This is a genomic window from Vibrio sp. 397 (assembly GCF_033339395.1).
GTDB lineage: Bacteria > Pseudomonadota > Gammaproteobacteria > Enterobacterales > Vibrionaceae > Vibrio > Vibrio alginolyticus.
In genome coordinates this window covers 30,373-45,368 of the sequence record NZ_JAWOUN010000004.1, presented here as the reverse complement: position 1 = coordinate 45,368, position 14,996 = coordinate 30,373, and the positions used below count along the sequence as shown (strand labels likewise).

General features: G+C 45.7%; 14 protein-coding genes. 10 read left to right on the top strand and 4 right to left on the bottom strand.

The window, feature by feature from the left end:
* The first annotated feature begins 18 nt into the window (after window positions 1-18).
* The 8 genes from lpxB (at window position 19) to R7P36_RS08000 (ending at window position 9,686) form a co-directional block, all read left to right on the top strand.
* Window positions 19-1,158: a lipid-A-disaccharide synthase gene (gene lpxB / locus R7P36_RS08035; protein WP_017636041.1), complete on the top strand. Its 1,140-nt coding sequence runs from the start codon at window positions 19-21 to the stop codon at window positions 1,156-1,158.
* A gap of 9 nt (window positions 1,159-1,167) precedes the next feature.
* Entirely contained in the window at window positions 1,168-1,803 is a 636-nt protein-coding gene (gene rnhB / locus R7P36_RS08030; RefSeq protein ID WP_085570097.1) for a ribonuclease HII, read from the top strand.
* A gap of 81 nt (window positions 1,804-1,884) precedes the next feature.
* Window positions 1,885-5,364 (top strand): DNA polymerase III subunit alpha, encoded by a 3,480-nt coding sequence (dnaE, locus tag R7P36_RS08025; RefSeq protein WP_006741668.1) that lies wholly within the window; start codon window positions 1,885-1,887, stop codon window positions 5,362-5,364.
* Between the two features lie 46 nt (window positions 5,365-5,410).
* Window positions 5,411-6,370 carry an acetyl-CoA carboxylase carboxyl transferase subunit alpha gene (accA, locus tag R7P36_RS08020; protein ID WP_005380365.1) on the top strand — a complete coding sequence of 320 codons (960 nt, stop codon included), beginning with the start codon at window positions 5,411-5,413 and terminating at the stop codon, window positions 6,368-6,370.
* A 107-nt stretch (window positions 6,371-6,477) separates the two neighbouring features.
* Window positions 6,478-7,788: a tRNA lysidine(34) synthetase TilS gene (gene tilS / locus R7P36_RS08015; RefSeq protein ID WP_213899282.1), complete on the top strand. Its 1,311-nt coding sequence runs from the start codon at window positions 6,478-6,480 to the stop codon at window positions 7,786-7,788.
* Between the two features lie 70 nt (window positions 7,789-7,858).
* Window positions 7,859-8,173 carry a c-type cytochrome gene (locus tag R7P36_RS08010; RefSeq protein WP_033905507.1) on the top strand — a complete coding sequence of 105 codons (315 nt, stop codon included), beginning with the start codon at window positions 7,859-7,861 and terminating at the stop codon, window positions 8,171-8,173.
* Window positions 8,174-8,361: 188 nt separating this feature from the next.
* On the top strand, window positions 8,362-8,700 hold the full coding sequence (gene glnB / locus R7P36_RS08005; RefSeq protein ID WP_005380372.1) for a nitrogen regulatory protein P-II: 339 nt from the start codon (window positions 8,362-8,364) through the stop codon (window positions 8,698-8,700).
* A gap of 140 nt (window positions 8,701-8,840) precedes the next feature.
* Entirely contained in the window at window positions 8,841-9,686 is an 846-nt protein-coding gene (locus R7P36_RS08000; RefSeq protein ID WP_213899283.1) for an endonuclease/exonuclease/phosphatase family protein, read from the top strand.
* Between the two features lies 1 nt (window position 9,687).
* Here R7P36_RS08000 and R7P36_RS07995 read toward each other — a convergent pair whose 3' ends face one another.
* The 3 genes from R7P36_RS07995 to gloB form a co-directional block, all read right to left on the bottom strand.
* Window positions 9,688-10,374 (bottom strand): YIP1 family protein, encoded by a 687-nt coding sequence (locus R7P36_RS07995; RefSeq protein WP_033905504.1) that lies wholly within the window; start codon window positions 10,372-10,374, stop codon window positions 9,688-9,690.
* Window positions 10,371-11,954 carry a LysM peptidoglycan-binding domain-containing protein gene (locus R7P36_RS07990; RefSeq protein ID WP_005391819.1) on the bottom strand — a complete coding sequence of 528 codons (1,584 nt, stop codon included), beginning with the start codon at window positions 11,952-11,954 and terminating at the stop codon, window positions 10,371-10,373. The genes R7P36_RS07995 and R7P36_RS07990 overlap by 4 nt, the downstream gene beginning before the upstream one ends.
* A 254-nt stretch (window positions 11,955-12,208) precedes the next feature.
* A complete protein-coding gene (gloB, locus tag R7P36_RS07985; protein ID WP_053304147.1) occupies window positions 12,209-12,967 on the bottom strand; it encodes a hydroxyacylglutathione hydrolase in 759 nt (252 codons plus the stop codon).
* A gap of 37 nt (window positions 12,968-13,004) precedes the next feature.
* Between gloB and R7P36_RS07980 the strand changes: the two genes are divergently transcribed.
* Entirely contained in the window at window positions 13,005-13,751 is a 747-nt protein-coding gene (locus tag R7P36_RS07980; RefSeq protein WP_017636046.1) for a class I SAM-dependent methyltransferase, read from the top strand.
* Here the strand turns inward: R7P36_RS07980 and rnhA are convergent.
* Complete coding sequence (gene rnhA / locus R7P36_RS07975) at window positions 13,748-14,212, bottom strand: ribonuclease HI (RefSeq protein WP_005380384.1); 465 nt, start codon at window positions 14,210-14,212, stop codon at window positions 13,748-13,750. The genes R7P36_RS07980 and rnhA overlap by 4 nt on opposite strands.
* 59 nt (window positions 14,213-14,271) lie before the next feature.
* Between rnhA and dnaQ the strand changes: the two genes are divergently transcribed.
* Window positions 14,272-14,994 carry a DNA polymerase III subunit epsilon gene (dnaQ, locus tag R7P36_RS07970; protein ID WP_005380385.1) on the top strand — a complete coding sequence of 241 codons (723 nt, stop codon included), beginning with the start codon at window positions 14,272-14,274 and terminating at the stop codon, window positions 14,992-14,994.
* Window positions 14,995-14,996: the final 2 nt, after the last annotated feature.

Below are 14,996 nucleotides of genomic sequence, written 5' to 3'. Positions count from 1 at the left end.
AAAAATAGCGAAGTAGATATGGAAAGACCATTACGTATTGGCATCATTGCCGGAGAATTGTCTGGCGATACGCTAGGTGAAGGCTTTATCAAAGCAGTAAAGCAACAATATCCAGACGCAGAGTTCGTAGGCATTGGTGGTCCGAAAATGATAGCCCAAGGTTGCGAGTCTCTGTTTGATATGGAAGAGCTTGCGGTGATGGGATTAGTCGAGGTTTTAGGCCGCTTACCGAGACTTCTTAAAGTGAAAGCTGAGCTCGTTCAGTATTTTACTCAGAATCCGCCTGATGTTTTCATCGGGATCGATGCTCCTGACTTCAACTTACGCCTGGAGCTTGACCTCAAGCAAGCGGGCATTAAAACCGTTCATTACGTGAGTCCGTCTGTTTGGGCTTGGCGTCAGAAGCGCATCTTTAAAATAGAAGCGGCAACGAACTTGGTGCTAGCATTTCTTCCGTTTGAGAAAGCGTTCTACGACAAATTTAATGTACCTTGCGAGTTCATTGGTCATACCTTGGCTGATGCCATCCCACTAGAATCAGAACAAGCGCCTGCACGTGAGTTGCTTGGTTTAGAACAAGATAAAAAGTGGCTTGCTGTCCTGCCAGGCAGTCGTGGTAGCGAGTTAAAAATGCTCTCAGAGCCATTTATTGAAACCTGCAAGTTACTCCATAAAAAATTTCCAGAACTGGGGTTTGTTGTCGCGCTTGTTAATCAAAAACGCCGTGAGCAGTTTGAACAAGCATGGAAAGAGCTAGCGCCAGAGTTGGACTTCAAGTTAGTTGATGACACCGCACGCAACGTCATCACCGCATCCGATGCCGTGATGTTGGCCTCCGGTACCGTAGCGTTGGAGTGTATGCTTCTCAAGCGTCCAATGGTGGTGGGTTATCGTGTGAATGCATTTACTGCTTTCTTAGCTAAACGTCTATTGAAAACGAAGTATGTGTCATTGCCGAATATCTTGGCGGATGATGAGCTCGTCAAAGAATATCTACAAGATGAGTGCACACCAGACAATTTGTTTACTGAGGTTTCTCGCTTATTGGAAAGCGACAATAAACCGATGTTAGATAAGTTTACGGAAATGCATCATTGGATCCGTAAAGATGCGGATCAACAAGCCGCAAACGCGGTTCTAAAACTGATTGAAAAATAGAGATTTATCATGGCTGTTAAACCAAAAGCGACCAAAACCAAAGTTGAACTCCCTCCGTTTGAATATCCGCAAGGTTACCAGCTTGTGGCCGGAGTCGACGAGGTAGGACGTGGCCCTTTGGTGGGAGACGTCGTCACCGCTGCGGTTATCCTTGATCCTCACAATCCTATTGAAGGGTTGAACGATTCGAAAAAATTGACCGAAAAGAAACGCATGGCGTTGCTTCCTGAAATCAAAGAAAAAGCATTGGCGTGGGCGGTCGGGCGTTGTTCTCCTGAAGAAATCGATCAACTGAATATTTTGCAGGCGACTATGGTTGCGATGCAGCGTGCAGTGGCGGGGTTACAGGTTCAACCTGATTTGGTGTTGATTGATGGTAACCGTTGTCCGGAGCTGCCAATGGATGCTCAAGCTGTAGTAAAAGGCGATCTACGTGTTGCCGAAATCAGTGCGGCGTCAATTATTGCCAAAGTCGTGCGTGACCAAGAGATGGAAGAGTTGGATAAACTTCATCCACAATTTGGCTTCGCGAAGCACAAAGGTTACCCAACTAAAGCGCACTTTGAAGCGATTGAGCAACACGGAGTGATCAGTGAACACCGCAAGAGTTTCAAGCCAGTAAAAAAAGCGTTAGGCATAGAATAATCAAACGATCTAATTGGTGTTATAAACCCAACCTCTTTAGGTTAGAATCCCCAACAAAATAGAGTTACACGGTACCTGTTAATGTCAGATCCCAAATTCATCCACCTGCGTGTTCATAGTGACTTCTCGATGGTGGATGGCCTCAACAAAGTTCCGCCAATCGTAAAGAAAGTTGCTGAGCTCGGTATGCCCGCAATGGCGTTGACCGACTTTACCAACCTATGTGGTTTGGTGAAGTTTTACGGTACGGCGCATGGCAGTGGTGTTAAACCGATCATTGGTGCTGACTTTAAAATGCAGTCGGACGAGTTTGGTGAAGAGCTGACACAAGTGACTTTGCTTGCGGCGGATAATGTAGGTTATAAGAACCTGACGTTATTGATATCAAAAGCGTACTTACGTGGACATGTTCAACACCACCCTGTGATTGATAAAGCCTGGTTGGCTGAAATGTCTGAAGGCTTGATTGTATTATCCGGCGGTAAAAGCGGGGAAATTGGTCGCGGCCTTTTGAAAGGCAACCGTCAAATAGTGCAGGGGTGTGTTGATTTTTATAAACAGCATTTTCCAGATCGCTTTTATCTTGAGCTACTTCGTACCGGTCGTCCAGATGAAGAAACTTATCTTCACTTTGCGGTTGAATTGGCAGAGCAGCAAGACTTGCCAGTAGTGGCGACCAATGAAGTTGTATTCCTGAGTCCAGACCTATTTGATGCTCATGAAATACGCGTAGCGATTCACGATGGTTACACATTAGAAGATCCGCGTAGGCCAAAAAACTACAGTCCGCAGCAATATCTTCGTACAGAAGAAGAAATGTGTGAGCTGTTTGCTGATATTCCTGAAGCGTTAGAAAACAGTGTCGAGATAGCGAAGCGTTGTAACGTGACTGTGCGCTTAGGTGAGTACTTCCTACCAGCTTTCCCAACCGAAGGGATGAAAGAGACTGAGTTCCTAGTCATGAAATCCCGAGAGGGGTTGGAAGAGCGTTTAGAGTTCCTATTTCCAGATGAGGAAGAGAGAAAACGTCGCCGCCCTGAATATGATGAACGTCTTCAGATAGAGCTAGATGTTATCAACCAAATGGGATTTCCTGGTTACTTCTTGATCGTAATGGAGTTCATCCAGTGGTCAAAAGATAATGGAATTCCTGTCGGTCCTGGACGTGGTTCCGGTGCTGGTTCTTTGGTGGCTTACGCACTAAAAATCACCGATCTGGATCCACTAGAATACGACTTGCTGTTCGAACGTTTCTTGAACCCAGAACGTGTTTCAATGCCCGATTTCGACGTCGATTTCTGTATGGATAAACGTGACCAGGTTATTGACCACGTTGCGGAAATGTACGGTCGTGACGCGGTGTCTCAGATCATCACGTTTGGTACCATGGCGGCAAAAGCGGTAATCCGTGACGTTGGCCGCGTATTGGGCCACCCATTTGGTTTTGTTGATCGTATTTCAAAGCTGATCCCGCCCGATCCAGGTATGACGCTAGATAAAGCGTTTAAAGCTGAACCTGCACTACCTGAATTGTATGAGGCCGATGAGGAAGTTAAAGAACTCATCGACATGTGTCATATTTTGGAAGGCTGTACGCGAAACGCCGGTAAACACGCTGGTGGTGTTGTAATTTCACCTACAACAATTACCGATTTTGCGCCAATTTATGCAGACGCTGAAGGTCACTTTCCGGTTACTCAATTTGATAAAAACGATGTTGAGACCGCTGGCCTAGTTAAGTTTGACTTCTTAGGTTTACGTACCTTAACCATTATTGACTGGGCGTTAGGGCTGATTAACCCACGCCTAGAGCGAGAAGGTAAAGAACCGGTTCAAATTGAATCCATACCGTTAGAAGACCCCGCCTCTTTCCGTTTGTTGCAAAACTCTGAAACGACAGCAGTATTCCAGCTTGAATCTCGAGGCATGAAAGAGCTGATCAAACGACTTCAGCCAGACTGTTTCGAAGACATCATCGCATTGGTAGCACTCTTCCGTCCGGGTCCTTTGCAATCGGGCATGGTAGATAACTTTATCGACCGTAAACATGGTCGAGAAGCGATCTCTTATCCAGATGAAAAGTGGCAACACGAGTCGCTAAAAGAGACGCTAGATCCAACCTACGGCATCATCCTGTACCAAGAGCAGGTAATGCAGATTGCGCAGATCTTAGCAGGTTACACGCTAGGTGGTGCGGACATGCTTCGTCGTGCAATGGGTAAGAAAAAGCCAGAAGAGATGGCAAAACAACGTGCTATCTTTGAAGAAGGTGCGATAAAGAACGGTATCGATGGCGAGTTGGCGATGAAAATCTTCGACTTGGTAGAGAAGTTCGCCGGTTATGGTTTTAACAAATCGCACTCTGCTGCTTATGCATTGGTTTCTTATCAGACTCTTTGGCTGAAAACACATTACCCTGCCGAATTTATGGCTGCGGTAATGACAGCCGATATGGATAACACGGAAAAAGTCGTTGGCTTGGTCGATGAGTGTTTCCGTATGAAGCTTACCGTGCTGCCACCAGACATCAACTCTGGCCTATATCGCTTTAATGTTGATGAAAATGGCGCAATTGTTTACGGTATTGGTGCGATAAAAGGGGTAGGTGAAGGTCCTATCGATGCTATTCTTGAGGCGAGAAATAAAGGTGGTCACTTTAAAGACCTATTTGATTTCTGTGCTCGAGTTGATCTAAAACGCGTCAATAAACGAGTGATAGAGAAGCTGATCTACGCGGGTGCGTTAGATCGACTAGGTCCACACCGCGCGGCGATGATGGCGTCACTCAATGATGCGGTAAAAGCGGCAAGTCAACATCACCAAGCCGAGGCGTTTGGTCAAACGGATATGTTTGGTGTGCTAACGGATGCGCCTGAAGAAGTAGAGCACAAGTATACGCAAGTTCCGCCTTGGCCAGAAAAAGTGTGGTTAGAGGGCGAGCGTGATACCCTAGGTCTATATTTGACAGGGCACCCAATTAACGCCTACGTAAAGGAACTAAACAAATACACCAGTTGTCGACTAAAAGACGCAACGCCTACGCGTCGCGACCAATCTGTCACGGTGGCTGGTTTGGTTATTGCCGCTCGCGTAATGACGACTAAGCGTGGTACACGAATTGGCATTATGACACTGGATGACCGAAGTGGTCGCATGGAAGTGATGTTGTTCTCAGATGCACTGGATCGATACGCTGAACTTCTCGAAAAAGACAGAATTTTGGTCGTTTCTGGACAGGTCAGCTTTGATGACTTCAACGGTGGCCTTAAAATGTCGGCGCGTGAAGTTATGGATCTCGGCAGTGCGCGCGAGAAATACGCTCGTGGTTTGTCGGTATCGATCGATGCAACTCAGATCAACGATCAGTTTTTTGAGCAGTTCAGCCGTATTTTAGAACCGCACAAAGCCGGAACCGTACCCGTCAATGTATACTACCAGCGTGCCGACGCCAGAGCGCGGTTAACATTGGGCACCGAGTGGCGAGTAACGCCAAGTGATACATTACTCGACGATTTAAAACAGTTACTTGGCAAAAGCCAGGTAGAACTCGAATTTAACTAAAAATTCAGCGCAATATGTTAGACGCTGAGTAAACAAGGATTCATAGATGAGCCTAAACTTTCTTGAATTTGAAAAGCCAATTGCAGAACTAGAAGCGAAAATTGAAGCATTACGTGATGTCTCTCGTCACGGTGGTGATTCTGCAATTGACCTGGATAAAGAAATCGAACAGCTTGAGAAGAAAAGCTTAGAGCTGAAGAAAAAAACCTTCAGCGACCTAGGCGCATGGGAAACAGCTCAACTGGCTCGTCACCCATTACGTCCTTACACACTGGATTACATCCAACACGCTTTTGAGGAATTTGATGAATTAGCGGGTGACCGCGCGTTTGCAGACGACAAAGCGATTGTGGGTGGCATGGCTCGCCTTGAAGGCCGTCCTGTGATGATCATTGGTCACCAAAAAGGTCGGGAAACCAAAGAGAAAGTGAAACGTAACTTTGGTATGCCAAAACCAGAAGGTTACCGTAAAGCGCTACGTTTGATGGAAATGGCTGAGCGTTTCAACATGCCGATCATCACATTTATCGATACGGCTGGCGCGTACCCAGGTGTGGGCGCAGAAGAGCGTGGTCAATCTGAAGCTATCGCGAAAAACTTAAAAGTGATGTCTGGTCTTAAAGTGCCAGTAATCTGTAACGTTGTTGGTGAAGGTGGTTCTGGCGGCGCACTAGCAATTGGTGTAGGTGACTACGTGAACATGCTTCAGTACTCTACATACTCAGTAATCTCTCCTGAAGGTTGTGCTTCAATCTTATGGCGTGATTCTGACAAAGCACCGCAAGCTGCAGAAGCGATGGGTCTAACTGCTCCGCGTCTTAAAGAGCTTGAACTGATCGACGAAATCATTGAAGAGCCACTAGGCGGCGCTCATCGCGATCATGTTCAAATGGCAGCGAATATGAAAGCGACACTACTTCGTCAGCTAGAAGATCTAGAACAATTGGATGAAGAGACGCTACGTGAGCGTCGTTACCAGCGTCTAATGAGCTACGGTTACTGTTAATTTCGGTGATTGCTATTAAGCGTTAGCTGATATCTCAAGTGATAACAGTTAAAATAGAAAGGGTTGGATGAGAGTCCAGCCCTTTTTTTGTACCTATCGGATCGCTTATGGAATCGCTTTACCCGCATTTTGCTCAAGTTCTCGGCCGCTACTATCAATCAGGCACTAAGGTTGTCTTGGCGTTTAGCGGAGGAGTGGATTCACGTCTTTTACTCGAATTACTCAGTCGCTATCAACAAGCGCATTCGATAGAGTGCCACGCCGTATATGTGCACCATGGTTTGAGCTCGAATGCCGATGATTGGGCCGATAAATGCTTACTTTGGGCAAAACAAGTGGGTATATCATGCTCGATTGAGCGAGTGAGCTTAGACATCAGCAATGGTGAAAGTATTGAACTTCTTGCTCGTGAAGCTCGCTATCAAGCCTTAACTAAGTACATTCAAGAAGGCGATATACTGTTGACCGGCCAACATGCTGATGATCAACTAGAGACTTTTCTCCTTGCTCTTAAGCGAGGCAGCGGGCCAAAAGGGTTATCTTCGATGGCGGAGAGTATGCCGTTCTCTGGCGGAACCCTAGTTCGACCATTGCTTACTATCAAGCGGAAGAGCATCGAAGACGCGGCTACTAAATTAGGCTTGGAGTGGGTGGAAGACGAAAGCAACCAAGATACTCGTTATGATCGTAACTTTCTTCGTCATTGTGTTATTCCTGAATTGTCTGGTCGCTGGCCGAGTATCCATCAAGCGGTTCAGCGCAGTGCAAGCTTATGTGCTCAACAAGAAGCGCTATTGGATGAACTATTGAGCGCGGTGTTTGAACACGCTTTACAAACGGATCTAAGTTTAAGTATTGAAGAACTGGCTAAGCACAGTGAATTAGCGCGTGCGCGCTTGATTCGTATGTGGCTGGCTAAGCTTAATACTAGTATGCCGACCCAGGTACAACTCAATCTCATCTGGAATGAAGTCGCATTAGCTCAGCAAGATGCCAACCCCAAACTACAACTTAAACAAGGTGAAGTGCGCCGTTTTCGAAATTGTCTCTATTGGGTAACGGAAACGGCTGACGTCACTGAGTGGCAAAGTACGATTCAAGTTGATGCGACTTTGTCGCTGCCAGAGCGGCTAGGGGAGCTGACCTTAACGACGAGTTCTAGCAACGCAACGATTGCGCTTCCGAGTCAGCCAGAATTGCTTCGCGTGACCTTTAATCCGGAAGGCTTATCAGCGCATCCAACCACGCGTAATCACAGTCGAAAACTGAAGAAGTTGTTCCAAGAATACAATGTGCCAAGCTGGCTGCGTCGTCAAATTCCGATTTTGATGTATCAAGACCGAGTCGTTGCTGTGGCAGATCTGTTCGTTGATCAGGCATTTAATGGTCAAGATTGTGAACTTATTTGGCGCAGGTAATGAAAATTCATGCCACAATGTCGATTATAAAATATAAAAATCCTTAAATAATAATTGATTAGGTGAAGCAATGAAGAAAACAATCATGGGTGCAATGGTGGCGTTAACCATGTTCAGTGGGCAAGCTCTAGCTGCGGGAGATGTCGCAGCAGGTCAAGCAAAGTCGGGAGTATGCGCGGCGTGTCATGGCGCTGATGGTATTGCTGTCATTCCGGGTTACCCAAATCTGAAAGGGCAAAATGAGCAATATATTATCAGTTCAATTAAAGCTTATAAAAATAAAGAGCGAACAGGTGGGCTTGCTGCTGTGATGCAAGCTCAAGCTTCATTGTTGTCTGATGAAGACATCGCTAACCTAGCGGCTTACTACGCAAGTTTGAAGTAAACGCGAGTCTGAAGTAAAGCTTGGACGATTGGGCATTGAGCAGTCCTCATTGGGTTTTATCAACTCACGATATTCGCTATGTTAATTTGCTCAGCCTGGATTTTCGCTGGTGGATCAGAGACAAACATTGAATGTTGCGAAACGCTAAACGATAATAAGCGCAATCGATTGAAGCTTAAGGGATGAACATGAAAAAAATTGAAGCGATTATCAAGCCATTTAAACTGGATGATGTTCGAGAAGCGCTAGCTGAAGTTGGCATTACAGGGATGACCGTCTCTGAAGTGAAAGGCTTTGGTCGCCAAAAAGGTCACACCGAGCTTTACCGTGGTGCAGAGTACATGGTGGACTTTCTACCTAAAGTGAAGCTCGAAATCGTTGTAACGGAAGATGTGGCTGATAAATGCGTAGAGACAATCATTGAAACCGCGCAAACTGGTAAGATTGGTGATGGTAAAATATTCGTCACTGATATTGAGCGTGTGGTTCGTATTCGTACTGGTGAAGAAGACGAAGACGCGATCTAAGGTTTCTTGTCACCTGTTTCGTATTTATTATGCTAAAAGGGAGCCAAGTGGCTCCTTTTTTGTTGTTTGCTTATTAGTGAAATCATTTAACCCGAGATTGGTTGTTCTAGATTTCGGGTGCCTACATTCAGGTTTGTCGTATGTTTAAGCGTTTTTTTCTGGCGTTAGCTTTTCTCGTAATAGCGGTATTGGTTGTCTTCCAGGTTATTTTCACCGTACCAGATCAGCCGCAAATTATTACTCAAACAGGTACCGAGCTGACACAAGATATCAGGTGCATCGAATTTAGCGATTCAAAAGCTCTCGATCATGACGGCAAAATCAATGTGCTTGTCTGGAATATCTACAAACAGAACCGGGCTAACTGGCAACGTGCACTCGATGAGTTTTCTGCTGATAAGCAGTTACTGTTATTGCAAGAAGCCAGCATGACACCATCATTTAAACAGTGGTTGGTGGATGGTCGCTGGGTTAGTAATCAAGTGAGTGCTTTTAAGGCGCTGGGTAGCGGTGCCGGTGTAATTAGTATTGCTCAAGGGCAACCAGAAAAAGCCTGCGCTTACACCTCTAAAGAGCCGTGGCTTCGCTTACCTAAGTCTGCATTATATAGCCAGTATCACTTGAGTAATGGCGAGAAACTCGCAGTGGTGAATGTACATGCGATTAACTTCACCGTAGGTACAAAAGAGTATGTATCGCAGTTAACGGCGCTTGAAATGCTTTTAAAGCATCATGTGGGGCCAATTCTATTTGCTGGAGACTTCAATAGCTGGAGTGAATCTCGCGTTAATGCGATGAGGCAGGCCTTAAAGGCTGCGGACTTACAAGAGGTGACGTTCTTGCCGGATCATCGAGTCCAATTTATAACAGGGTTACCACTGGACCATGTGTTTTACCGAGGTCTGACGCTTAAGTACGCAAAAGCGCCGCAGAGCGACGCTTCCGATCATAACCCATTGTTATTGTCATTTACGTTAAATAACTAGCTTAGGTTACCACAATATAAAGTGCCCAAATAACGTAGAAGAATACCCATGGCAGGCTTGCTATCACCAAAGCTTGGCCACGTTCAAACTCCGTCCACGTCAGTACAACGCCGTAGCCGAGCACAATGTACCAAGGCAGAAGCAAAGGTAACGAGCTAGCGAAATGAGACCATTCGTTAGTAAGAGGCAGCTTTAATAGACCATTGAGGCTATTTAAATCGGCAGCGTAAGTCATTACCTGACCATGCTTGAGTAGCAAGCTCGCGTAGCTTGCTACATCGCCCAATACTGCTGGGAATAAGATAGCACACGATGCGGCAAACCATTTCCAGTAACCGTATTGTTGTTTGCTTGCCTTTGTTGCAAGAAAGAACCAAAGCGCGAGCAATATTAAGGTGGCAAAGCGGTTGAATACATCATTGATGATCGCGCTTGCCATTAGCGTGTTTGGTTCTAATAGTTCTATCTGCTTCGGGTCGATTTGCTGAAATTGCGCAGCAAGTTGATCACTGAGCCACGTGAAATCGACATTCGAAAAGTAAGCACCCCAGAATAAAAACGGACTAAGCATCAGGAAGATGAACGGTTGCCATCCCCATCCGCCGCGTTGATAAAGCGCGAGAAAACAAGATGTTGGAGAACGAAAAATGTCCAACAGCATCACAAGTGGATTGCTTGATGGGTTCATACACTTACCTTCGTTACGTCAACGTACAACTTAAGCTTTTGACCTGGTTGTAAGTATTTTTTCTTGTGTAGCGAGTTCCATTTCACGATGTCGTTCGTTTTTACTTTGAACTTGCTTGCAATGCCGCTAATGGTGTCGCCAGAGCGAACGTTGTAGAAAACGGTACGGATCACAGAACCTTTGTCTGAGTCCTTCCATATCACTAGCTTTTGACCCACACGCAATGGATCTTTAGGGCTCATACCATTCCATTTAGCTAACGATTTATACGACACTTTATTGTTACGTGCGATTGACCACAAACTTTCTCCAGACTGAACGACATGGGTGAGCTTGAGTTGACCACGAGCACGAGATTGAGTCTTGTTTAATCGGTTTTGTGCCGTTAATGCGTATTTTGCATCGTCTTTTGTTGATGTCGGAATCAACAGGTATTGACCAATACGAATATTGTTATTCGATAGGCCGTTGGCACGTCGAATGACTTTCGTGGTTGTGCCGTATTTATTAGCTAGCACGCTTAAAGAGTCACCAGATTTCACCTTGTAGCGAGCGACCTTCATCCCTTTACCGCGATTTTTCTCCACCTTGGTGAGAAAAGTCTCTTTTTTCTCTACGGGAATCAAAAGTTGGTGCGGCCCCTCAGGCGCTGTCGACCACTGGTTGTATGCTGGGTTGTAACTCTGCAACTCTTTTACGCTAATGCCGGCATAATCTGCGGCAATAGCCAGATCTAACTGCTCTTCTGGATCAACAAGCGTTAGAACAGGCTTGTTTGGAATTGCAGGAATATTAAGTCCGTACTTGTCTTGGTTTGCGATAACGTCAGCCAAGGCCAATAGCTTAGGAACGTAACTGCTGGTCTCTTTTGGTAAGTCTAATGAGAAGAAATCGATAGGTTTACCGAGCTTTTTATTCTTACGAATTGCGCTAGAAACTCGGCCTCCACCGCTGTTATAAGCGGCGATTGCATGTTCCCAGTTACCATCAAAACGCTCGTTTAGTTGTACTAGGTAGTCCAGCGCTGCATCCGTTGCTGCTGCCACATCTCTGCGACCGTCATACCAGTAGTTTTGCTCTAATCCCATCATTTTTCCGGTGCCTGGGACAAATTGCCACAACCCAGCCGCGCTACCATGTGAGTAGGCAAAGGCATCGAATGAACTTTCCACTACAGGAAGTAATGCAAGCTCCATTGGGAGTCCGCGCTCTTCGATACGTTTTGTGATCATGTATAGAAAAGGAGTCGCACGCTTAGATACCGTGTAAAGGTGATTTGGGTGCTTTAAATACCACGTACGGTAGTAGTCCACTTTCTTGTGGTTTGGGATATCCATGTCCAGCTGCATGGCGATACGTTGCCACACATCTTCTTGTTCTTGGGGGGAGAGAACTTTAGGCGCGTCGTTAGCGGATTTTTTTGCTAGTGACGATTTATTGCCCGGTTGAGCTTTTACTGCATTTTGCTTTGCAGTCTGCTCAGATTTATTGGTTTCTGGTGTAGAAGACGTTGAATCTGACTGAGTCAATTGACAGCCAGATAATAACAACGCCAACGCCCAAGTATACTTCAAACGCATGGATTCAGCCTATTTAGGGCCTGTTTATCTTCACCTGCCTGTCGCGCAACGTAATGTGCGTGGCAGTCGCAAGATAATAGACATCTTTTAAACACTAACTAATTTATAGAGGCAAAGAGCTTCTAATTATGCAATGGGGAGAAATTCAAATAGATTTATATCAACCCCAAACGTAAGAGAAGCGCCAGTGGCGCTTCTCGAAAAATCAGTCCCTGATAATACTGGGGTCTTGCAAACTTACAAGCAGAAAATGGTTAAAATTCGTTCTTCCACTCGCGTAAAGCAGTAAAAACCGAGCATGGATCGCTATTTTTAATGCGACTAGCAACAGATTGAACCACGTCAGGGTTAGAGGTTCGCAAGAACGGATTAATCCACTTTTCTTTGCGTATTGTTGTTGGAAGTGTCGGAATGTTGAGTGCTCGCAGTCGGTTTACATCGTCGCGATATTGGCGAAGTTGCTCATTGTCAGGTTCAACCGCTAGAGCAAACGCCACGTTACTCGCGGTGTATTCATGCGCGCAGAAGACTTGAGTTTCTTCTGGTAGAGACGTTAGTTTGCTCAGTGATTCAAACATTTGCTCAGGCGTACCTTCAAAAATACGACCGCAGCCAGCAGAAAAGAGCACATCACCGCAAAACAGTTTTCCGTCTCCAACGTAACCGATATGGCCCAAAGTATGGCCTGGTAACCCAAGTACTAAGAAAATCTCACCAAACAACTCCAGTTTGTCGCCTTCTTCCATTGGTGTTGTTAGGGTTGGAATTGGCTCTGATTTTGGGCCCACAACGGCGACTTCGGGAAAGGCACGCACTAAGTCTGGAACGCCACCAATGTGATCGTTGTGGTGGTGCGTAATTAAAATCGCTTCTAAAGTTAATTCGTTAGCCTGCAGAAATTCTAATACTGGCTTCGCATCGCCCGGATCAACGACTGCGCAGCGCTTATCGTTATTTTGTATCAGCCAGATGTAATTATCATTAAATGCGGGTATGCTTTTGATCTCTAACACGATTCGTTCTCCGTCACCCATTTTAGTCAGGTGGTTAATGAAACCAGCACTCAGCAACAAAACTATACCACACCCGTCGACTTGGTCAGCAATGAACAACGGTCCGTGGGTGCTTGAGTCAATCCAGACCCGACTTGATGAATGGTGCCCGAAACTCTTCGGCTACCATATGCTCAAACTGGGCGGGTTGAGCTGTGAGCTAACCAGCTGTAATTGTAACATTCAACACCAAGTCAACGTAGATATCCAGAACCCGTTGCATAATGTGATTGCAGATGGTTACGAATTGCCCTTTTTGGAAAAAAGCTTTGATGTTGTGATACTCGCTCATCAGCTCGACTATGCAAGCGATCCACACCGTTTGTTGCGTGAAGTCGATAGAGTGATGATGGATGATGGCTATGTAATTATTACTGGATTCAACCCATTAAGCTTGACTGGATTAGCGAGTTTGCTTCCATGGCGTAAACATAATTTGCCTTGGAGTGGACGAATGTTTACGTCGAACCGCATCAAAGATTGGTTAGGGTTACTTAATTATCAAGTGATTCATTGTGATCGTTATGCGCTGTTTCCGATGAAACGTTACCGTACGATGTGGACATGGTTGGAAAATAGTCTTGGTGATTGGGCATCACCCGCTGGGAGTTTGTATTACATAGTCGCACGGAAACGGACATACCCTCTCAAGCCTATCAAACCGCATTGGCGCTTGAAGAAAAAGCTCACACCACTTGGGGTGATGAATCGAGAGGGTAACACTATGAGGAAAGAATCTCGCTAAGAGGGTTGGTAACCTGTATCTTCCTCAGTTGGGTTTTCTGCAGCAGTCCGGGCTAGCTCATCACACATTTCGTTCTCACGATGGCCCGCGTGGCCTTTTACCCAATGCCATTCAACTTGATGGCGTGCGGTTTCTTTGTCTAGAGCTTGCCATAAATCGGCATTCTTCACGGGTTTTTTATCCGCTGTTTTCCAACCACGCTTCTTCCAGTTATGGATCCACTGAGTAATACCTTGGCGCACATATTGGCTGTCAGTCGTTAAAGTGACTTTACAAGGTTGTTTTAACGTCTGTAGCGCGACGACAGCCGCCAACATTTCCATGCGGTTGTTGGTAGTTAACGTATAGCCTTTGGAAAGTGTCTTTTCTACGTCTTTGTAACGCAATACTATGCCGTAACCACCTGGTCCTGGGTTACCTAAACAAGAACCGTCAGTGAAAATCTCAACGTGTTTGGTCATATTTTTTGGTACTATTAGCCGAAACATTTAATAAAGCATAGTCTGACATACATAACCTTATGAATACCAGCAGCAATTCTGAATATAACCGCATTGTCGTTCTCGATACCGAAACCACAGGTATGAACCGCGAGGGTGGTCCTCACTACATGGGACACCGCATTATTGAAATCGGTGCCGTGGAGATCATCAACCGTAAGCTGACTGGTCGTCACTTCCACGTTTATTTAAAACCCGATCGTGAAATCCAACCAGAAGCGGTTGAAGTTCACGGTATTACGGATGAATTCTTGGTTGATAAACCGGAATACGCGAGCGTGCACCAAGAGTTTCTTGAGTTTATTAAAGGCGCAGAACTTGTTGCCCACAACGCGCCCTTCGATACCGGCTTTATGGATTACGAGTTTGGCATGCTCGATCCTAACATCGGCAAAACGGACGACTACTGCAAGGTGACCGATACTCTTGCTATGGCGAAGAAAATCTTCCCTGGTAAGCGAAACAACCTTGATATCTTATGTGAACGTTACGGTATTGATAACTCGCACCGTACACTCCACGGAGCTTTGCTCGATGCGGAGATTCTAGCCGACGTTTACCTCTTTATGACGGGTGGTCAAACGAGTCTAGAATTTAACGCGAATAAACAAGAGGGTGGGGTAGAAACCATTCGTCGTATTGAAGGAAGAAAAGCGCTAAAGGTTTTGCGCGCAAGTGCCGATGAACTAGAAGCTCACCAAAAAAGATTAGAGTTGGTGAACGACTGTATTTGGCATCAATAGGA